Source organism: Methylobacterium phyllostachyos (genome assembly GCF_900103445.1).
Lineage (GTDB): Bacteria > Pseudomonadota > Alphaproteobacteria > Rhizobiales > Beijerinckiaceae > Methylobacterium > Methylobacterium phyllostachyos.
In genome coordinates this window covers 72,857-91,200 of sequence record NZ_FNHS01000008.1, presented here as the reverse complement: position 1 = coordinate 91,200, position 18,344 = coordinate 72,857, and the positions used below count along the sequence as shown (strand labels likewise).

At 69.0% G+C, this 18,344-nt stretch carries 21 protein-coding genes and 1 riboswitch; of the genes, 18 read left to right on the top strand and 3 right to left on the bottom strand.

Features of this window, described 5'->3' with window-relative positions; translation table 11 throughout:
• Positions 1-86 precede the first annotated feature (86 nt).
• The 18 genes from BLQ49_RS14185 (at position 87) to BLQ49_RS14100 (ending at position 16,182) form a co-directional block, all read left to right on the top strand.
• The gene (locus tag BLQ49_RS14185) at positions 87-770 is read left to right on the top strand and encodes a response regulator transcription factor (RefSeq protein ID WP_091716639.1); all 684 of its coding nucleotides are present in this window, start codon (positions 87-89) and stop codon (positions 768-770) included.
• 225 nt (positions 771-995) lie between these two features.
• Entirely contained in the window at positions 996-1,382 is a 387-nt protein-coding gene (flgB, locus tag BLQ49_RS14180) for a flagellar basal body rod protein FlgB (protein ID WP_091716637.1), read from the top strand.
• The gene (gene flgC, locus BLQ49_RS14175; protein WP_091716635.1) at positions 1,379-1,795 is read left to right on the top strand and encodes a flagellar basal body rod protein FlgC; all 417 of its coding nucleotides are present in this window, start codon (positions 1,379-1,381) and stop codon (positions 1,793-1,795) included. Before flgB ends, flgC begins: the two co-directional genes overlap by 4 nt.
• Entirely contained in the window at positions 1,795-2,130 is a 336-nt protein-coding gene (gene fliE, locus BLQ49_RS14170; RefSeq protein WP_091716633.1) for a flagellar hook-basal body complex protein FliE, read from the top strand. Before flgC ends, fliE begins: the two co-directional genes overlap by 1 nt.
• Before the next feature lie 60 nt (positions 2,131-2,190).
• On the top strand, positions 2,191-2,979 hold the full coding sequence (flgG, locus tag BLQ49_RS14165; RefSeq protein WP_091716631.1) for a flagellar basal-body rod protein FlgG: 789 nt from the start codon (positions 2,191-2,193) through the stop codon (positions 2,977-2,979).
• A gap of 4 nt (positions 2,980-2,983) precedes the next feature.
• Positions 2,984-3,475: a flagellar basal body P-ring formation chaperone FlgA gene (gene flgA / locus BLQ49_RS14160; protein WP_091716629.1), complete on the top strand. Its 492-nt coding sequence runs from the start codon at positions 2,984-2,986 to the stop codon at positions 3,473-3,475.
• Positions 3,475-4,587, top strand: a complete 1,113-nt coding sequence (gene flgI / locus BLQ49_RS14155) for a flagellar basal body P-ring protein FlgI (protein WP_091716627.1) — start codon at positions 3,475-3,477, stop codon at positions 4,585-4,587. The genes flgA and flgI overlap by 1 nt, the downstream gene beginning before the upstream one ends.
• Positions 4,584-5,189 carry a MotE family protein gene (locus BLQ49_RS14150; RefSeq protein WP_091716625.1) on the top strand — a complete coding sequence of 202 codons (606 nt, stop codon included), beginning with the start codon at positions 4,584-4,586 and terminating at the stop codon, positions 5,187-5,189. Before flgI ends, BLQ49_RS14150 begins: the two co-directional genes overlap by 4 nt.
• Before the next feature lie 131 nt (positions 5,190-5,320).
• Positions 5,321-6,028: a flagellar basal body L-ring protein FlgH gene (gene flgH / locus BLQ49_RS14145; protein WP_425284004.1), complete on the top strand. Its 708-nt coding sequence runs from the start codon at positions 5,321-5,323 to the stop codon at positions 6,026-6,028.
• Positions 6,029-6,205: 177 nt separating this feature from the next.
• Positions 6,206-6,685, top strand: coding sequence for a flagellar basal body-associated FliL family protein (locus BLQ49_RS14140; protein ID WP_091716620.1), 480 nt, complete (start codon positions 6,206-6,208; stop codon positions 6,683-6,685).
• A gap of 52 nt (positions 6,686-6,737) precedes the next feature.
• The gene (fliP, locus tag BLQ49_RS14135; RefSeq protein ID WP_091716618.1) at positions 6,738-7,475 is read left to right on the top strand and encodes a flagellar type III secretion system pore protein FliP; all 738 of its coding nucleotides are present in this window, start codon (positions 6,738-6,740) and stop codon (positions 7,473-7,475) included.
• Positions 7,476-7,752: 277 nt separating this feature from the next.
• Entirely contained in the window at positions 7,753-8,964 is a 1,212-nt protein-coding gene (locus BLQ49_RS14130) for a flagellin N-terminal helical domain-containing protein (protein WP_091716616.1), read from the top strand.
• 171 nt (positions 8,965-9,135) lie between these two features.
• On the top strand, positions 9,136-10,794 hold the full coding sequence (fliF, locus tag BLQ49_RS14125) for a flagellar basal-body MS-ring/collar protein FliF (RefSeq protein ID WP_091716614.1): 1,659 nt from the start codon (positions 9,136-9,138) through the stop codon (positions 10,792-10,794).
• On the top strand, positions 10,794-11,441 hold the full coding sequence (locus BLQ49_RS29690; RefSeq protein WP_091716612.1) for a hypothetical protein: 648 nt from the start codon (positions 10,794-10,796) through the stop codon (positions 11,439-11,441). The genes fliF and BLQ49_RS29690 overlap by 1 nt, the downstream gene beginning before the upstream one ends.
• Before the next feature lie 2 nt (positions 11,442-11,443).
• Complete coding sequence (locus BLQ49_RS14115) at positions 11,444-12,784, top strand: flagellar motor protein MotB (protein ID WP_091716610.1); 1,341 nt, start codon at positions 11,444-11,446, stop codon at positions 12,782-12,784.
• Complete coding sequence (locus tag BLQ49_RS14110; RefSeq protein ID WP_091716608.1) at positions 12,781-14,106, top strand: chemotaxis protein; 1,326 nt, start codon at positions 12,781-12,783, stop codon at positions 14,104-14,106. Before BLQ49_RS14115 ends, BLQ49_RS14110 begins: the two co-directional genes overlap by 4 nt.
• Positions 14,103-15,677: a flagellar hook-length control protein FliK gene (locus tag BLQ49_RS14105; RefSeq protein ID WP_091716606.1), complete on the top strand. Its 1,575-nt coding sequence runs from the start codon at positions 14,103-14,105 to the stop codon at positions 15,675-15,677. Before BLQ49_RS14110 ends, BLQ49_RS14105 begins: the two co-directional genes overlap by 4 nt.
• Complete coding sequence (locus BLQ49_RS14100) at positions 15,637-16,182, top strand: transglycosylase SLT domain-containing protein (RefSeq protein ID WP_091716604.1); 546 nt, start codon at positions 15,637-15,639, stop codon at positions 16,180-16,182. Before BLQ49_RS14105 ends, BLQ49_RS14100 begins: the two co-directional genes overlap by 41 nt.
• A gap of 33 nt (positions 16,183-16,215) precedes the next feature.
• Here the strand turns inward: BLQ49_RS14100 and BLQ49_RS14095 are convergent, their stop codons facing one another.
• From BLQ49_RS14095 to BLQ49_RS14085, 3 genes are all read right to left on the bottom strand, one after another.
• On the bottom strand, positions 16,216-16,632 hold the full coding sequence (locus tag BLQ49_RS14095; protein ID WP_091716602.1) for a hypothetical protein: 417 nt from the start codon (positions 16,630-16,632) through the stop codon (positions 16,216-16,218).
• Between the two features lie 331 nt (positions 16,633-16,963).
• Positions 16,964-17,128 carry a hypothetical protein gene (locus BLQ49_RS14090; protein ID WP_244507592.1) on the bottom strand — a complete coding sequence of 55 codons (165 nt, stop codon included), beginning with the start codon at positions 17,126-17,128 and terminating at the stop codon, positions 16,964-16,966.
• Positions 17,129-17,308: 180 nt separating this feature from the next.
• Complete coding sequence (locus BLQ49_RS14085) at positions 17,309-17,884, bottom strand: cell wall hydrolase (RefSeq protein WP_091716598.1); 576 nt, start codon at positions 17,882-17,884, stop codon at positions 17,309-17,311.
• Between the two features lie 205 nt (positions 17,885-18,089).
• Positions 18,090-18,287, top strand: a riboswitch (cobalamin riboswitch).
• Positions 18,288-18,344: the final 57 nt, after the last annotated feature.

Below are 18,344 nucleotides of genomic sequence, written 5' to 3'. Positions count from 1 at the left end.
CACCGTAAGCGTGGAGTTAAGATTTCTCTCGTTAACAGCATTATCGACCAAGCAACACGAGCCATAACGGAAGGAGTCTGGTGACAATGTACGTCATTGTCGACGAGAGACCGATTGTTAGAGACGGATACGTCGCCAATTTCTTTAGAGAGGGCGTATCTTCGGTCGGTTTAGTGTCATCCGATTTCGAAGACTGGCTGCAGACCGCACCCACGAACGACCTCGATGCGGTCCAGGGATTCCTCCTGGGCGAGTGCGAGCAACGCGCCGATTGGCCGGAGCTGATCCAGAGGCGGTCCCGGGCGCCGATCATCGCGATGATCGAGACCCGATGCCTGACGGAGACGCTGCAGCTCTTCCGGTCCGGCATCGACGACGTGGTCCGCAAACCGGTCCATGTCCGGGAAATCCTCGCCCGGACCGAGGCCGTCTGGCGGCGCACGCAGCGCGAGGCCGACAAGGACACGGCCGTGGCGGACCGGACCGCGCGGCTGAAGGTGTATTTCGACGGTCGCGACCCCGACATCGACGGGGAGAAGATCGCCCTGCCGCGCCGCGAGCGTCAGATCCTCGAATTCCTGGTCCGCAACCGCGGGCGCCGGATGACCAAGGAACAGGTGTTCAACGCGGTCTACGGCGCCTTCACGGACGACGTGGATGAGAGCGTGATCGAAGGTCATATCAGCAAGCTCCGGAAAAAGCTCCGGCAGAAGCTGAGCTTCGATCCGATCGAGGTCCGGCGCTACCTCGGCTACGCCTTCGTGAGCTGACCGGACCGACGCACTTCACGGACCGTATTGCACGGGATTCGGGAGGGCCAGGGCCGGCGGCGCGCCGCCGCAAGCTTCGGACAAGACAGCCCGCGCAAAGATCCGCCGACAGACACCTGTCACGCTGGAGCGGACCGTCAAACCAACTCAGCGGCCAGGGCTGTGTTCCCAAGCCTTCGGAACTGCCCTGCCGCCGTCCTTGCCAAGCCGGAAAGCCGACAGACCATGAACCCGATCTTCCTGTTCAACCTCGCATCCCGGCAGCTGCAGCATCTCGCGGCACGCCAAGCCGTGATCTCGGGCAACGTCGCGAACGCCAACACCCCTGGCTACCAGGCCCGGGACGTGACCCCGTTCCGGGACGTGCTGAACAAGACGGCCTTGTCGATGGCGGCGACGCATGCCGGCCACCTGGAACTCGACGGGCCGGCCGCGCGGCCGGCCCGCGCGACCGCCTCGGACGGCTGGGACGTCGTGCATTCCGGCAACTCGGTGAATATCGAGGAGCAGCTGATGAAGGCCGGCGAGGTGAGCCGGGACCAGGCCCTGAACAGCGGCGTGGTCAAGTCGTTCAACCGGATGCTGGCCCTGAGCGTGAAGTCCGGCCAATGATCGATCCCCTGGCAGCCTCCTCGCGGATCGCGGGCTCCGGCATGGGCGCGCAATCCGAGCGCATGCGCGTCATCGCCGAGAACATCGCCAACGCCCAGTCGACGGGACAGACCGCCGGCTCGGATCCCTATACCCGCAAGACGATCACGTTCCGCACCGCCCTCGACCGGGCCTCGGGGACCGCGGCCGTAGCGGTCCGTCAGATCGGCGAGGACACGGCGCCGTTCAAGGTGGAGTACGATCCCGGGAATCCCGCGGCCGACCAGAACGGCAACGTCAAGCTGCCGAACGTGAACATGCTGATCGAGATGGCCGACATGCGGGAGGCGAACCGCTCCTATGAGGCCAATCTGCAGATGATCAAGCAGACCCGCTCGATGGTCGCCAGCATCATCGACCTCCTGAGGCCGTGATGATCGAGTCTCTCGCAGCCCTCGCAAGCTCGTCCGGCAAGACCGCCTCGATCTTCGGATCCGGCGAATTCGGCTTGGCCCTGCCTGACGTCCGGCAGACGGCCCCCGCGGCGGGCGCCGCGACCTTCGGCGATCTGATGAGCCAGGTCGCCGGCCAGATGCGGGACACCGTGAAGACCGGCGAGGCGGCCGCGATCTCGGGGATCCAGGGCAAGGCCTCCGCCCAATCGGTGGTGGAGGCGGTCATGTCGGCGGAGCAGACGCTCCAGACCGCGGTGGCGATCCGCGACAAGGTCGTCGCCGCCTACCTGGAAATCGTCCGCATGGCGATCTGACGCGGCGGCACGGACACCGAACACGAATCGCCTCCCCCTCTCCGGCCCAAGGACCTGATCATGAGAGCGCTCGCCATCGCGGCCACGGGCATGAACGCCCAGCAGCTGAACGTCGAAGTGATTGCCAACAACATCTCGAACCTGAACACGACGGCGTTCAAGGCGGGGCGCGCCGAGTTCAAGGACCTGATCTACCAAGCAGAGCGGCCCGCGGGCGTCCCGATCCAGACCGGCGAGGGGGCGGTTCCCGAGGGCGCCATGCTGGGCCTCGGCGTGCGCAACACCGCGATCCGCAACCTGCACCGGCAGGGCCCGCTGACCAACACGACGAATTCCCTCGATCTCGCGATCAACGGCCGCGGCTGGTTCCAGGTCACGATGCCCAACGGCGAGATCAACTACACCCGGGCCGGCTCCTTCAACAAGAACGCCGACGGACGCCTGGTCACGGCCGAGGGCTACAGCGTCGATCCGGCGATCATCATCCCGCAGAACGCCGTCGACGTGGTGATCAACGAGACCGGCCAAGTGATGGTCAAGGTCGACGGGCAGCAGCTGCCGCAGACGATCGGCCAGCTGCAGCTCGCCAACTTCACCAACGAGGCCGGACTCGAGCCCCTGGGCAACGGCCTGTACCGCGAGACGGCGGCCTCCGGCCTGCCGGTGACGGGCTTCGCCGCCGATCCGGGCTTCGGCAAGGTCCAGCAGGGCTATCTGGAGATGTCGAACGTCGATCCGGTCAAGGAGATCACGAACCTGATCTCGGCCCAGCGGGCGTTCGAGATGAACTCGAAGGTAATCCAGGCCGCCGACGAGATGGCCGGCACGGTCTCGAAGGGCATCCGCTAAGGTCATGATCCGGGATGCTCGCCCTGTGGGATTCGCGGCGCGGATCGCCCGCGCCCTGGCCGCGGCCGGGGCGCTCGGCCTCGCGCCGAGGCCTGCCGCGGCGACGGATCAGGTCCTGCCGGTCCCGGTGGCGACGATCTATGCGGGCGACCTCATCAAGCCGACGATGCTGCGCGAGCAGGCGTTTCCCGAGAACTACCGACCGCGCATGCCGGCGGTCGATTCGGTGGCGCATGCGACCGGCAAGGTCGCGCGGCGCACGCTCCTGCCCGGCGAGCCGATCCCGTCGATCGCCCTCGACGAACCGAAGCTCGTGACCCGCGGGGCGCCGATCGTGATCGTGTTCGAGGAGCACGGGGTGGCGATCTCGACCCAGGGTATGGCCCTGGCGAACGCGGCGGTGAACGAGCCGGTCAGCGTCCGGAACACCGCCACGGGGCGGGTGATCCAGGGCATCGTCATGCCCGACGGCCGGGTCCGGACGGGGCAGCCGTGATGCGTCGGTTGATTCTCTGCCTGGCCGGGATCCTCCTGGCCGTCCCCGCGCTCTCGCCGGCCCCCGCGGCGGCGACGCGCATCAAGGATATCGCCGCGCTCCAGGGCGTGCGCGACAACCAAGTCGTCGGCTACGGGCTCGTCACCGGCCTGCAGAGCACCGGCGACACCCTGCGCAACTCGCAATTCACGGAGCAGTCCCTGCAATCGATGCTCGACCGTCTGGGCATCAACGTGCGCGATCAGCGGCTGCGGACCCGCAACGTCGCGGCCGTGATGGTGACGGCCAATCTCCCAGCCTATGTCGAGCCGGGCTCGCGGATCGACGTCGCGGTGAACTCGATGGGTGACGCGACCTCCCTGCGCGGCGGCACCCTGCTGATGACGCCACTCTCGGGGGGCGACGGGCAGGTCTACGCGGTCGCCCAGGGCGCCCTCGTCGTCTCCGGCTTCAGCGCCACGGGTCAGGCGGAATCGCTGATCTCGGGCGTGGCGACGGCGGCCCGGATCCCCAACGGCGCGCTGGTGGAGCGCGCGGTGGCGGGCGCATTCCGGGACCTGCCCGGCATGTCCCTCGAACTGAAGAACCCAGACTTCCAGACCGCCGTGCTGGTTGCGGATGCGATCAACGCCTACACGCTCCACAAGTACGGGCGGCGGGCGGCGAGCCCGCGCGACTACCGCACCGTGGTCCTGTCCCGCCCCGGCCATGTCGGGCGGACGCGGTTCATGGCCGAGATCGGCGAATTGCAGGTCCAGCCGGACATCCCCGCCAAGGTCGTGATCGACCAGCGGACCGGCACCGTGGTCATCGGCCGGAACGTCCAGGTCTCCACCGTGGCGGTGACGCATGGCGACCTGACGGTGCGCATCACGGAGACGCCGCAGGTGTCCCAGCCCGCCCCGTTCTCGGACGGGCAGACGACCGTGGTGCCCCGGACCGACATCCAGGCGGGCGAGCAGACCGGCCGGCTGGCCATCGTGTCGGGACCCGATCTGCAGACCCTGATTCGCGGCCTGAACAATGTCGGCATGAAGCCGACGGACGTGATCGCCATCCTCCAGGCGGTGAAGACGGCGGGCGCCCTTCAGGCGGAGCTTGTGATCCAATGACCGGCTCGGCCCGAGAATGCCGGATCGGCGGCGATGGGCGGCGCTTCCGGCTCGGTCTCGCCCTCGCGGTGGCCGTGCTGCCGGTCGCCCCGGCGCGTGCCCAGCCGAAGCCCCCCGAGGAGGCGCAGCCCTCGCAATATTGCGCCGGCATCGCCAACGCCGCCGCCGACGCCCGCTTCAACTGGCAGAAGGACACGCTCGCCGCGCTCGCCAAGGATGTCGAGGCGCGGATCGGCCAGCTGGAGGCCAAGCGCGCCGAATACGAGGCGTGGCTGAAGCGCCGACAGGCCTTCCTCGCGAAGGCGGACGAGAGCGTCACGGCGATCTACGCCAAGATGCGCCCCGAGGCGGCGTCCCAGCAGCTGACCGCCATGGACAGCGAGGCTGCGGCCGCGATCCTGACCCGCCTTGAGCCGCGGGTGGCCAGCGCGATCATGAACGAGATGGATCCCGGCCGGGCCGCGCGTTTGGCCAACGTCATCACCAACACCCCCCCGAAGGATCCGGTGCCATTCCGGCCGGACGACACACCCAAGACGCCCCCCGAGGCACGCCCGGATTCGGGGGATCGTCGCCCGCAGAACAGCGAGAAATCAGGATGACGCGGCTCCCGCGCCCTTCGCCGCAGAGGAACCCGGATGCGCGCCAGCGGGCGCGTCACGCGGGGTCGAGACCGATCCTAGTCGCCGCGCGATCAGGCTTGGTGCGATCAGGCTTGGTGCGATCAGGCTTGATACGATCGGGTTTGGCATTTGCCGCCGTCGCGGCGCTGACGGCGCTCGGCGCCTGCGCGACGCCCGTGCAGGAGATCGGCAAGGCGCCGGCCCTCAGCCCCGTGGGCTACGGCATCGACCCGAATCACAACGCGGTGCCGCCGCTCGCCGTGGCGTCGGCGGCACCGGGCTACCACTCGACCTGGGCCCAGCAGAGCGCCGACCTGTTCCAGGACCCGCGCGCCAAGAATGTCGGCGACGTCCTCACCGTGATGATCGCGATGAACGACAAGGCGCAGTTCGACAACAGCACCGACCGGTCGCGCGATGCGCGGGCCAAGTCGAGCCTGGATCTCCAGTTCGATCTGTTCGGCCTCACCCCGGAATCGAAGAATCACTACGAGGTCAACGGCAACACCTCGACCAAGGGTCAGGGCAGCATCGATCGCAAGGAGCAACTGAAGCTCTCCATCGCTGCCGTGGTCACGCATGTCTTCCCCAACGGCAATGTGATGATCAGCGGCTCCCAGGAGGTGCGCGTGAACTACGAGGTCCGCGTGCTGAACATCGCCGGCATCGTGCGGCCGCGGGACATCTCGCGCACCAACACGATCGACTACAACAAGATCGCCGAGGCGCGGGTCTCCTATGGTGGCCGGGGTCGCCTCATGGAGGTGCAGCAGCCCGGCGTGGTCCAGCAGGTCTACGACCTGGTCGCCCCGTTCTAGAGCGCCGTCCCGGAGGGTGGGAGCCGGCCTTCGGGATGCGGCGAGGCGGGACACGCGCGCAGCGTCTCGGTTCCGGTCCCCGGGACCCGCCGCGAGCGTGGACTCCATCCTCCGCGGTGCAAGAGCACCCGTCACAAGACCGGCCCTAAAGCCTCCCCGCCGAAGCGGAGACGATCGATGGCGTCCAATTCCGAGGCTCCACGCAAGGGCCGCTGGCTCCTGCTCCTCGCAATCCTCACCGTCCTGGCGGTCGGGGTCGGGGGGGGCAGCGGCTTCTACATGATCACCCGGATCGAGAAGGCCGTGGACGAGCGGAAGAAGGCCGAGGAGGCCAACGTCAAGCGGGTGGTCACCTACGATGCGGGCTCCTCCGTGACGGAGCTCGGCGCCGTGGTGACGAATCTGGCCAGCCCGAGCGACGTCTGGATCCGCCTCGAAGCGTCGGTCGTCGTGAAGACCGGGACCTTCGCCAATCCCGCGGCCATGGCGGCCGAGATCCGCCAGGATATCCTCGGCTACCTGCGGACCCTGTCCCTCGCCCAGATCGAGGGCCCGAGTGGCCTGAGCCATTTGCGGGAGGATCTGGCCGAGCGGGTCCAGCTCCGCAGCAACGGGCAGGCCCGCGACTTCTTCATCGAAACGCTCGTCGTCCAGTAGGGCGACCGGCCGCCCCCGGGCTCGGCCGAGACACATCAGGACCGGTCACGCCATGTTGCGCCGCATCTCTCTGGCGGGCCTGCTGCTCCTCGTCGCCACGGCCGCGAGCGCCCAGAGCTTCAGCCTCGATCAAGTGCTGCCGCCGGGGAACGGCTCGATCAGCGGGCGGATGATCCAGCTCATCGCGCTGATGACGGTGCTGTCGATCGCGCCGGGCCTCCTGGTGATGGTGACGAGCTTCACCCGATTCGTCGTGGCTCTCTCGTTCCTGCGCTCGGGGCTCGGCCTGCAGAGTTCCCCGGCCAACCTCGTGCTGATCAGCCTGTCGCTCTTCATGACCTTCTACGTCATGGGGCCGACCTTCGACCGGGCGTGGCAGGACGGCGTCCGCCCGCTGACCGAGAACAGGATCACCGAGGAGGAGGCCTTCGCCAAGGTCACCGCGCCGTTCCGGGACTTCATGCTGGCCCATGTCCGCCCCAAGGACCTCGACACCTTCGCGGAGATCGCGGCGGCCAACCTCCCCAATGCCCCGGACGGTGGCCGGACCGACCTGCGCGTGCTGATCCCGGCCTTCATGATCTCCGAGCTGCGCCGGGGCTTCGAGATCGGCTTCCTGATCGCGCTGCCCTTCCTGGTCATCGACATGATCATCGCGGTGATCGTCATGTCGATGGGTATGATGATGCTGCCGCCGACCGTGATCTCTCTGCCGTTCAAGATCCTGTTCTTCGTCCTGATCGATGGCTGGAATATGCTAATCAGTGGTCTTGTGAAGTCATACTTCTGATATGCAAGTTACATAAGTAAATCTGACAGACGATATCGAATCCCGCTAACCGTAAAACCGCGCCCATGTTGACTTATGCCTCGGCATCAGGCATGCCAGAGTTGTCGGCGGGCAGAACATCGAACCTCTGAACGAGGAACTTCGATCTTTTGCTTACCTGATCCATAGCAGATTGACTCCCGCCCGCGTGGCAACGGGTCAAAGGCATGATGCCGCTCTGCTATGCCGGTGAGAACCCGGCATGTCCCACTTCCATGTTTGTTGAAGGGACATCCTTATGTCGAGCCTGTTGACCAACACCGCCGCGATGACGGCGCTCACCACCCTCAAGCTGACGAACCAAGACCTCGAGAAGTCGAGCAACCGCATCGCCACCGGCCAGAAGGTGGCGACCGCCGCCGACAACGCCGCCTACTGGTCGATTGCCACCACCATCCGCGCCGATAACGGCTCGCTGGGCGCCGTGAAGGACGCCATCGGCCTCGGCCTGGCGACCGTGAACGCGGCCGTTTCCGGTCTCGATAACGTCAAGAACTCGTTCCTCGAGATCAAGAACCGCCTGACCGCGGCCCTGAACCCGAACGTCGACCGCAACAAGCTCCAGACCGAAATCAACGCCCGCCTGACCGACCTCCGGACGATCGCCACCAGCGCGGCGACGAACGGTGAAAACTGGCTCGCGGTCGATTCGGGCTCGGGCAACTACACACCTAACCGCAAGATCGTCGCGTCGTTCAGCCGCGTCCAGGGCCAGATCGCCGTCGGCACCGTGACGGTGAACGTCGACGATACGAAGCTCTACGACGCCGCCGCCACGGGCGGCACGGCCTACGCGGACGCGGCCGGCGCCACGGGCGGTTCGGGCACCGCGATCGCGACCCGCGACACCGCTTACCAGACCTACCTCACGGCCCAGAAGACCTTTGACGGCAGTGACAAGGGGGCGACCGCGGTCAAGACCTGGAGCGACGCGCAGGACACCTGGACCGCTGCGCAGAAGACCTTCGCCAAGGCCGTGTCGGATGCGAACGCCACCCTCATCAAGAACGGGACCGGCGCGAGCGGCGCGAGTGCCAGCGATGGCAAGGGCGGCCTCCTGGACAAGAAGTATGCCGTCGTCGGCGCCGATGAGAACGGCTACGACCGCGGTTACGCCTTGAGCGTCGACAACATCGACATCTCGTCGATCCAGAACCAGGACCTGTCGAAGCTCCGCGCTTACGTCAACCTGGCCGAGAAGGTTCTGAGCAACATCACCTCCGTCGCCACCAAGCTCGGTGCCGTGCAGAACCAGATCCAGACGCAGTCGAACTTCGTCGATGGCCTGATCAAGGGCAACGACAAGAGCATCGGCATCCTGGTGGATGCGGACATGGAAGACGAGTCGACCAAGCTGAAGGCCCTCCAGGTCCAGCAGCAGCTCGGCGTCCAGTCCCTGTCGATCGCGAACCAGAGCACGCAGCAGATCCTCAGCCTCTTCCGCAGCTAAGTTCGGCTCCGCTCATCAGCAACAGCATCCGCCCCCGGGCGGATGCCGGCCGCGCGCTTCAGGGCGCGCGGCCTTTTGCGTGGCACCGGGCCTCCGGCGTCACCATCCCCACACAAGATTGATGCGCCACCCTGGCGTCCCGCTCCCGCGGTGGAGGTCTGAGTCCCGTCGATGCCCGGTCGCGCGCATTTCGAGAAGCTTTGGCAGAACATCCTCGAGCTCGGGCCCCGGCGGCTGATCGCCCTGGGGCTGGTCGGGCTCACCGTGTTCCTGGCCGTGGGCCTGGGCGCCTATTACCTGAGCCGCCCGCTGCGGGAGACCCTCTATGCCGGCCTGAACCGCGACGACGTCACCCGCATGGGTGCCGCGCTCAAGGAGGCCGGGATCCCCTTCGACGTCAGCGCGGACGGGACCTCGCTCCTCGTGAGTTACGGGCAGACCGCCCAGGCGCGCATGCTGCTCGCCGAGAAGGGCCTGCCCCAGAGCGGCAAGGCCGGCTACGAGCTGTTCAACGACCTGGGCTCCCTCGGCCTGACCTCGTTCATGCAGGACATCACCCGGGTCCGCGCCCTGGAGGGCGAGATCGCCCGCACGATCCAGACGCTCAAGGGCGTCAAGGCGGCCCGGGTCCACATCGTGATGCCCGATCCCGGCTCGTTCCGCCGGGAGCAGCAGCCCGCCACGGCCTCGGTGGTGGTGCGCACGGAGCCGGCCAACGACCCCGCGGTGGCCCCCGCCATCCGACAGCTCGTGGCCGCCGCGATCCCGGGGATGAAACCCGACAAGGTCACGGTGCTGAACACCGACGGGACCGTGCTGCTCGCGGGCGACGACGCCACCACGGCGCCGGCCGGCCGCTTGGCAGGGCTCGAACAGACCATCAACCACGAGATCCAAGACAACATCCGCCGGACGCTCACGCCCTATCTCGGGCCAAACAACTTCGAGGTCAGCGTCGTCACACGGCTGAACACCGACAAGACCAAGACCGACGAGACGATCTACAATCCCGACCAAAAGGTCGAGCGCTCGGTGCGGACCGTCAAGGAATCGGAGAGTGCGCAGAACCGCGCGCCGCAGAAGCCGACCACGGCGCAGCAGAACCTACCCGGCCAGAACGTCCAGGCCTCGGGCAACGAGAGTTCGAACTCCGAAAGCCAGCGCCGCGAGGAGCTGTCGAATTTCGAGGTCTCCACGAAGAAGGTGGAGACGATCAGCGACGGCTATTCGGTCAAGAACCTGTCGGTCGCCGTTCTGGTGAACCGGACCCGGCTCGAAGCCCTCTCCGGCGGGGCCAAGGATCCGGCGAAGGACGCGGCCAAGATCGAGATCGAGCCGCAGATCACCGAGATCGAGCAGCTCGTGGCCTCGGCCTCCGGCTTCAACAAGGCGCGGGGCGACCAGATCAAGGTGGCGGCGGTCAGCTTCCTGAACGACGGCCAGCCGCTCACCCCCGTGCCGCCCCTGAGCTTCAGCGAAGTGCTGATGCGGCAGTCCGGGACCCTGATCAACGCCGCGACGATCCTGATCGTGGGGTGCCTGCTGATCTGGTTCGGCCTGCGCCCGGCCGTGAACGCCATCCTGGCCCGCTCGCCCGAGATGGAGACCGAGCTTGCGCTTGCCAGCCCGGACGAGGAGGCCGCCCTCGCGGCCCTGGAGGCGGAGCAGGACGCGGCATCTGCCGCGGCGCCGCCGCCCAACCTCATCGAGGATCTGACGGACCAGATGGCCCGCTCGCCGATCCGCAGGCTGGAACAGCTGGTCGAGCTGGATGAGGAGCAGGTCGCCAACATCCTGAAGCAGTGGCTCACCCGCGAAGAGGCTGCGTGATGGCGGCGGCCCCTCCGGTCTGGACCGTCTTCTCGGGCACCGGCCAACGTACCTCCTCCGCCTTCGCGGCGCTGACCCCAAAGCGCGCGGATACGACGGCGGCAGCGGCAGCGGCAGCGCCACCGCCGCCCCCGGATCTCGACGCCATCGCGGCTGCGGCCCGGGCGGAGGGCTACCGGGAGGGTGAGGCCGCCGCCCGGGAGGCTGCGGCTGCGGACGCTGCGGCGGAGCGGGAGGCGGCCGCAGCGGCGCTCGCCGAGGCCCGGCAGCGTTGGGTCGAGGCCGAATCGGCAGTCCTGGCGAGCGCCATCGCGGACCAGGCCCGGGCGCTGGAGGAGCGGCTGGCCGAGAGTCTAACGCGCGTCCTCCACCCCTTCCTGACGGCGGCCCTGCGGCAGGAGGCGATCCGCGACCTGCACGCGACGCTCGCATCCCTGGTGGCGGACGATCAGGCGGGGACGCTCGCGGTGACAGGCCCGGCGGACCTCTCGGAGGCGCTCGCGCAGCGCCTCGACCTGCCGCCCGGCCGAATCGCGGTCACCACGCATGGCGGCCCCGACCTGCGGGTGCGGTTGAACGGAACCCTGGTCGAGACGCGGCTCGGGGCTTGGGGTGAGCGCATCGCGGCCCTGGTCGAGGAGGGCTGAGCATGGCTGAAGGTGGAGAGATCATCATCGTCCGCCGGGTGGCGGAGGAGGACCACGCCCATCACGGCGGGGTCTGGAAGATCGCGCTGGCCGACTTCATGACCACCCTGATGGCGCTCTTCCTCGTCCTATGGCTGATCAAGGCCTCGAACGAAGAGACGAAGACCAGCATCGCCAACTACTTCAATCCGATCAGCCTGTCGGACGCCATGCCGACCCGGAAGGGTCTGGCCGATCCGAAGCCACCGGCCCTGGCCGAACCGTCACAGGGGCGTCCCGCGGCAAACCCGGAGGCGGGCCATCCATCGGCGGACCCGGTGGGGGGCCATGTCACCGTGGATCCGGTCCCGGGCCACCCGACATCGGATCCGGTTCCCGGCAAGGCGCCGAGCGGGTCGGAGGCGATGCAGGACAAGGCCGGCGTCCTGCCGCCGGGATCGGTGGCCCGGGAGCGGGAACTGTTCCAGGACCCCTATTCCGTCCTGGCGACGCTCGCCGCCGAGACCGAGCCCGACAAGCCGCAGAGCGCCACGATCGGTGAACTCGGCGAGCCGGGCCGGCGCGGCGGCGACGCGCCGCGCGATCCGTTCGATCCGCTCTACTGGCAGGTGACCACCCTGTCGCCCGCGAAGGCTGACCGGCCGGCCTCCGCCGGGATCACGCCGCCGCCGGAGCAGACCACGCCCGATGCCCGCAGCGCCGGGGTCACCGAAGCCAAGGAGACTGCGGGCAAGGCAGCTTTGGGCAAGGCGACTGAGGGCAAGGCGGGTGCGACCACCAACGCCGAGATCAAGGCGTCGGCGGAGAAGGCGGGCGAGGTCAAGACAGGTGACGTCAAGGCCACGGAGGCGTCCGCGAACCGGATCGGCCAGGGTCCGGACACGGCGGCGGGTCAGGCCGCGCTGAAGGCCGAGATTGCGAAGATCTTCCCGCCGACCGCCCCTGGACCGCATGTCGAGGTCCAGGGGACGCCGGAAGGCCTCCTGATCAACGTGACGGACGACCTGAACTTCAGCATGTTCGCGGTGGGCTCGGCCGAGCCCCGCCCGGAGATGGTGCGGGCCATGGAGCGCCTCGCGAAGGTGCTCGCCGCGCGCCCGGGCCGGATCGTCGTCCGCGGCCATACCGACAGCCGCCCGTTCCGCTCGGAGGTCTACGACAATTGGCGGCTCTCGACCGCGCGCGCCCATATGGCCTCCTACATGCTGACCCGGGCCGGGATCGCCGAGAGCCGGATCTGGCGGATCGAGGGGGCTGCCGACCGGACGCCGCGCAACACCGCGGATTCCAAGGCGCCTGAGAACAGGCGGATCGAGATCCTCCTTCAGGGAGCCCCAGGATGAGGCGGATCCCGCAGGGGCTTTCCGGTCTCCTCGTCGTGTGTCTCCTCGCCCTTCCCGTGACCGGGCGCGCGGAGCCGGCTGCCACGGAGCCAGCCGCCGCGCCGGTTGCGGCCGCGCAGGCGGAGCACCCCGCGCCGCCGGACCCCGCGCCGTCCGACGCGGCGCCGTCCGATCCCGCACCCGCGCCCGCGCCCGAGCCCCGGAAGGAGGGCCCGGTCGCGTGGGTGCGCACCCTGCAGTTGCTCCAGGACCGGATCGCGGCGGGCTCCCTCGCCGCCCACGAGGGCCAGTCCGTGCTGATCGCCCGGATCAACAGCGATATCCTGAATGCGGCCCCGGAGGTGTGGACGGACCCGCACAACCTCCGGGCCGCCATCGTGTTCGCCCTGAGCGGCGGCGGCCCGGCCATCCTGCGGCGCCTGGCCAAGCGCGACGGCCTCGGGGAACCCGAGGCGACGCTCGTGCGCGGCGCCCTCGCCTATGTCGAGGGGCGGGAGGCCGAGGCGAGCCGCCTGCTCAAGGATGTCGACATCGCCACCCTGCCGCTGACGCTGGCCGGCGCCATCGGCCTGACGCAGGCCGCGCTCACCGTGACCGAGAATCCAACTCGGGCCATCGGCCTCCTCGATCAGGTCCGCCTGCTCCTCCCGGGGACGCTGGCGGAGGAGGGCGCCCTGCGCCGGGAAATCTTCACCCTCGGGCAGTCGGGCGACCTGAAGAAGTTCGAGGCCCTGGCGGTCCAGTATCTGCGCCGCTTCCCGCATTCGATCTACGCGGGGAATTTCCGCCAGCGCCTCGCCTATCAGTTGACGAAATTGGACGTGGGCCAGGATGAGGGGCGTTTCACCGTGCTCACCGGGATTCTGGACGAGCTCAACACCGAGAGCCAGAAGGACCTGTACTTGCCGGTCGCCCGGACGGCGATCCAGGAGGGCAAGACGGGCTCGGCTCTGATGGCAGCCGACCGGGCGCTCGCCCTCTGCGGACCCGAGAGCCCGGAAGCGGTCCAGGCCCGGCTCTACCGGGCCGCCGCCGAGATCGTGAGCCTGACGACGTTTCAAACGGGCTTGCGGACGCTGAAGGCCATCGACAGGGCCAAGCTGCCCCAGCGCGACGCCCACCTCCTCGACACGGCGCTGGCGACGGCCGAGGAGATCAGGCGTGGGCTTAACGGCAAGCCCGGCCTGCCGGAGGCCGACACGGCCGCGCCGAAGCCGGCGCAGGCCGCGGCGAACGCCGCCGATGAACCCGCCAAGCTGATCCCCCGAGCCCAGGCCACGATCGACCGGATCGACCTGCTCCTCAAAAGGGCGAACCCGTGAACCCGATCTCCGCCACGCTCAAGCAGCCGGCTCCGCAGCCCGACCGCGAGGTGAACGCGTCCCAGCCGGAGGCCGATGTCCAAAACCCGCCGCAAGCGGGTGGCCGGCGCGGCTTCGCGGACGCCCTGCGCGCGGCCTCAGGACAGTCAGCCTCGCCCCGGGGCGGCACGGGCGGCAGCGAGCCGGCGGCGTCGGACGATGCCACCGGGACGAACGACTCCACGCAGGCGGTCCCGGGAATCCCGGCGGCCTCGCCCGCGGCCGATCCGGCGGGCGCCGCAGCGGCGATCCTCGCCAATATCCTGAATGCCAGCGCGACGCCGGCCGCTGCTGCCCTCCCGGTGGCCGGTGCGGATGGCCGTGCCGGCGCCGCGGGCGCGGCTACGGACGGGCCTGCGCCCGCGGGCAGCGCTCTGCGCATCGCCGCCTCCGCGCCGGGCGCGACCAACGGACCGGGCTCCGTCCCACTGGACGACACCGTCCTCGGATTGACGAACGCGGCCGCCACGGCCGTGCCGCGGCGGGATGGCACCGACCCGACCGACCCCTCCCTCGGCGGCCAGATCCCTGCGCGCCAGCCTTCCGCCGGCCCGCTCTCTGCTGGCCCGATCCCGGCCGCGCCGCCCAAGGTTACGGTGCTCGACCGCGCGGCGCACTTCAAACCCGTCCTGCCGAATGCGGCGCCGGGCGAGCCCGCGCTCTCCCCCCCTCCGGCGCCGGTGTCAGGCCGGGAACCGGCACCGGGCCCCGCGGAGGGCGCCGGGGCCAAGCTTCAGCGCGCCCAGACCGAAGTGCCGGCCCTGGTCGCCGCTGCGGCGCTCAAGGCGCCGGCCCCGGGCCCAGTCCAGAGCCCGTCCCAGACGGTGTCCGATCCCGCCGGAGCGGCCGTCAGGGCCACCGGCGCCGGGCTGGAGAAGGCGGACGTCACCGCGCTCTCGGATATCCGTGCGGTCTCGGGGATCGCCTGGACCGGCCTCGCAACCGACAAGCGCTCCGGGGAGACGGAAGCCGCCGACCCGCCGACGCCGAGCGCGACCGGGTTGGGCCTGCCCGCCGGTACCCTGCCGACGATCGCGGCGGCCATCCGGGACGAAATCGACCGCGCAGCCGCCTCCGAACCGGCGGCCCGGGCCTCCCAGACCGATCCGGCGGTCCCGGCCGCCCCGGACGGCCCGCTGCGCGTGCTGAGGATCCAGCTCAGGCCGGACGACCTCGGAACCGTCACGGTGGAGCTCCGGCTGGCCAACGGCCAGCTCGAAACACACCTGCGCGCCTCGCAAGCCGAGACGGCAGCCCTCCTGCACAGGGATGCGGCGATCCTCACGGATCTGCTGAAGCAGGCCAATTATCAGCCCGAGGTCACCGTCAGCCAAGCGCGCGCGTCCGACTCGGGCGGCTTTTCCGGGAATGCCCCCTCGCAGGGGCAGCCCGGCTTCTCCGACGGAGGCGCCCGTCCAGGGCAGGGCGGCGACAGGCAGCGACAGGCGGACCGGAGCCCGGCCGCCGGTAGACGGGAGGGAGAGCGGGGGGATGAAACGATACGTCCTCGCGACAGCGGCGTTTATCTGTAGCGCGGTCCCGGCCGCGGCGAATGTCTGCGAAGCCGAGATGGGCCGCGCCTCCGCGCGCTACGGCGTGCCGCTCGGCGTGCTCTACGCGGTCGGGCTCACGGAGACGGGCAAGCGCGGCTCGCTGCAGCCCTATGCCATGAACATCGAGGGGTCGGCCTATTTCGGGACCGGCCCGGGGGATGTGATCGCCCATTTCAAGGAGGCGCGCCGCAAGGGCGCGCGCCTGATCGATCTCGGCTGCATGCAGATCAACCACCATTACCACGGCGGCAAGTTCGGCTCGGTCGAGGCGATGATCGACCCGCACGCGAATGTCGAATATGCGACCCAGTTCCTCAAGGAGCTGAAGCAGCGGGAGGGCAGCTGGACGCTGGCGGTGGCGCGCTACCACGCCGGACCGAACAACAACGCGGCGCAGAAGGTCTATATCTGCCGGGTGATGACCAACATGGTCGCGACAGGCTTCGGCCAGTGGACCCCGGCCGCGACCCAGTTCTGCCGGTAAGCCCGGCCGGGCGCCGCGATTGGCGAACCGGGATCACAGACCCCGGCAGCTTCCGGAACTGACCTTGACCTCCGTGAGATCCTCAGGATTGAGCTGCGCCTCGACGAAGTTCAGCGTGTTGAGATCGATCAGCAGGAAGTAGACGCCGTTCTGGCACTTGAGCGCGTTGCGCGGCGAACGCTCGTTCAGGCGCGGCGAAGCGGGTTGGCACTCGTAGTAGTCCGAGCGTCCGGCGGAGATCACGGTCAGCAGGCCGCCGCTGGAGACCAGGGAGAAGGTCCGGGCCTTGCGCGGCTGCGGCTTCGCCCCCTCCGGCACGCCGGCCGTGTCGAGACCGAGACCGACCGACGCCGCCTCGGTGCACGTCAGGGGACGACGCAGCTGGGCCGCCGAGGGTGCGATGTTCAGCAGGAGGAGCGCGCCGGCGAGCGCGACCCGGTCGGCGATCATCGGCGCGACATCCGGAACTCGTGTGTCGTTTCTACCAATACGCTAGACCGTCGTCCCCCGGTGTAAATGCCGCATGTTTGGCGAAGCAGATCAATCAACAGTTTCTCGATGACGGTCGCGATCATGGGCGCGATGACCGGCAGTCGATCCGGGCCCTTCGGTGATAGGGGCGACCGGGGGGAGGGGCGGGCGAGCGCCCTCGACGCGCCTCGATCAGGCTCCTGCGGCCGCGCTCCAAAGGCGAACCGAGACCCTCCGCCGGAGGACGCGTCCATGCGTCTGGACGGCCTTCTCCGACGCCGAACCGACACCTATTCCGGCGGACAATGCCCTAATCCTCGGTCTCGTCCGGGTTGTCGTTGGCCGGCCCCTCGCCATCGGGTCGCGCTGCGATCTCGCGTCCGATCTGGATCAGCAGCAGCCGCGACAGGAGTTGCATCGCCGGCGTCCCGTGGGCGTGCAGCAGCCGATGCGCGCGGATGGCAGCCCTCACCATTCGGTCAAAACCAGCGTCATCTGGCATGGCGATGCCATAGCCTGATCGTCCGGCGGAATACAACCTAAAGGCTATTGATCGCAGCGATCGCTCGCGCAGAGACGGTGGATCGCGGCGGAGCCGCGTCGGTGCGGGCGGCCCTTGGGCGGAGGCCCGGAACCGCCCGACGGCTCCGCGGCGCTATGGCGCGGCCACCATCGAGGCGGCTGCGAAGGTCGGGATGGAGGCCGGCGCCGCCGGCTTGGCCGTGCGGGTGTCGCGCTTCTCGTAGAAGGCGTTGCCGCCGGCGACGGCGACGTAGTGCATATTGGTGTAGGGGTAATGCCGCCCCGCCGTGTGGAAATACATCGCCTTCCCGACCTGCGGGTGACGCTCGCCCGCCAAGACGGCGTCGGCGGCGTCGGCCACCTTCTGCAGGTCCTTCTCCTGCATCGGCTTGGTCAGGACGCCCGCGGCGAACTGGCCCGGCTGGCCGACCACGGCGCAGATGCCGCCCGGGAAGATCGCGTTCTCCAACCGGTTCATGACCACGGTACCGACCGCGATCAGCCCCTGCTCGTCGCTCCGGTTCGATTCGAAGTACATGGCGCGGCCCAGGCAATCCCGGTCGGCATCGCTGACCGCCATCGGCGCAGCGTGGCCGGGGATCGATCCCGTCGTGAGCACCGGGCCGGCCGTGTTGCAGGCTCCCAGCCCACAGGCCGCAGCCGCAGCCATCAGGACAGGACCGATCTTCGTCCGCTCGCTACCCTGCATGCAGGCGCGCTCCGTGCTGTTTCAACCCTGTCCCGTCCGGCGACCGCCCGCGTTCCGCCGGCGCCCACCTCGATCGGACCTCGGTCAAGCTTGACCGGACATTCGCGGCGAGGATGTGGCACGTGGGACCGGAGACCCGTCTGTCGCCGGCGGATCACAGGGGCGGACAACCGACCCCGGCCTGTTGACCGCGGCCGGCCCCCCGGCCGATGGTGGCGGGGACGGTTCCCCTCGGGGATCAAAAGGGAACGCGGTGAGGGATTCGTCCCGAAGCCGCGGCTGCCCCCGCAACTGTAAGCGGTGAGTCCTCTCGTCACCACGTCACTGGGCGGCCTCGCCCGGGAAGACGACGGGAGGGCGGCGACCCGCGAGCCAGGAGACCTGCCGTCAGCCGTGGTCACACGCGAGGTCCATCGGGCGGGGTGTTCCGGGGGATGCCAAGACGGTCGCCATGGCGGCC

Excerpts from the sequence above, each read along its gene's own strand:
- BLQ49_RS14185 (WP_091716639.1), top strand. The coding sequence starts at position 87 with ATGTACGTCATTGTCGACGAGAGACCGATTGTTAGAGACGGATACGTC.
- flgB (WP_091716637.1), top strand. The coding sequence starts at position 996 with ATGAACCCGATCTTCCTGTTCAACCTCGCATCCCGGCAGCTGCAGCAT.
- flgC (WP_091716635.1), top strand. The coding sequence starts at position 1,379 with ATGATCGATCCCCTGGCAGCCTCCTCGCGGATCGCGGGCTCCGGCATG.
- fliE (WP_091716633.1), top strand. The coding sequence starts at position 1,795 with ATGATCGAGTCTCTCGCAGCCCTCGCAAGCTCGTCCGGCAAGACCGCC.
- flgG (WP_091716631.1), top strand. The coding sequence starts at position 2,191 with ATGAGAGCGCTCGCCATCGCGGCCACGGGCATGAACGCCCAGCAGCTG.
- flgA (WP_091716629.1), top strand. The coding sequence starts at position 2,984 with ATGATCCGGGATGCTCGCCCTGTGGGATTCGCGGCGCGGATCGCCCGC.
- flgI (WP_091716627.1), top strand. The coding sequence starts at position 3,475 with ATGCGTCGGTTGATTCTCTGCCTGGCCGGGATCCTCCTGGCCGTCCCC.
- BLQ49_RS14150 (WP_091716625.1), top strand. The coding sequence starts at position 4,584 with ATGACCGGCTCGGCCCGAGAATGCCGGATCGGCGGCGATGGGCGGCGC.
- BLQ49_RS14140 (WP_091716620.1), top strand. The coding sequence starts at position 6,206 with ATGGCGTCCAATTCCGAGGCTCCACGCAAGGGCCGCTGGCTCCTGCTC.
- fliP (WP_091716618.1), top strand. The coding sequence starts at position 6,738 with ATGTTGCGCCGCATCTCTCTGGCGGGCCTGCTGCTCCTCGTCGCCACG.
- BLQ49_RS14130 (WP_091716616.1), top strand. The coding sequence starts at position 7,753 with ATGTCGAGCCTGTTGACCAACACCGCCGCGATGACGGCGCTCACCACC.
- fliF (WP_091716614.1), top strand. The coding sequence starts at position 9,136 with ATGCCCGGTCGCGCGCATTTCGAGAAGCTTTGGCAGAACATCCTCGAG.
- BLQ49_RS29690 (WP_091716612.1), top strand. The coding sequence starts at position 10,794 with ATGGCGGCGGCCCCTCCGGTCTGGACCGTCTTCTCGGGCACCGGCCAA.
- BLQ49_RS14115 (WP_091716610.1), top strand. The coding sequence starts at position 11,444 with ATGGCTGAAGGTGGAGAGATCATCATCGTCCGCCGGGTGGCGGAGGAG.
- BLQ49_RS14110 (WP_091716608.1), top strand. The coding sequence starts at position 12,781 with ATGAGGCGGATCCCGCAGGGGCTTTCCGGTCTCCTCGTCGTGTGTCTC.
- BLQ49_RS14100 (WP_091716604.1), top strand. The coding sequence starts at position 15,637 with ATGAAACGATACGTCCTCGCGACAGCGGCGTTTATCTGTAGCGCGGTC.
- BLQ49_RS14095 (WP_091716602.1), bottom strand. The coding sequence starts at position 16,632 with ATGATCGCCGACCGGGTCGCGCTCGCCGGCGCGCTCCTCCTGCTGAAC.
- BLQ49_RS14090 (WP_244507592.1), bottom strand. The coding sequence starts at position 17,128 with ATGGTGAGGGCTGCCATCCGCGCGCATCGGCTGCTGCACGCCCACGGG.
- BLQ49_RS14085 (WP_091716598.1), bottom strand. The coding sequence starts at position 17,884 with ATGCAGGGTAGCGAGCGGACGAAGATCGGTCCTGTCCTGATGGCTGCG.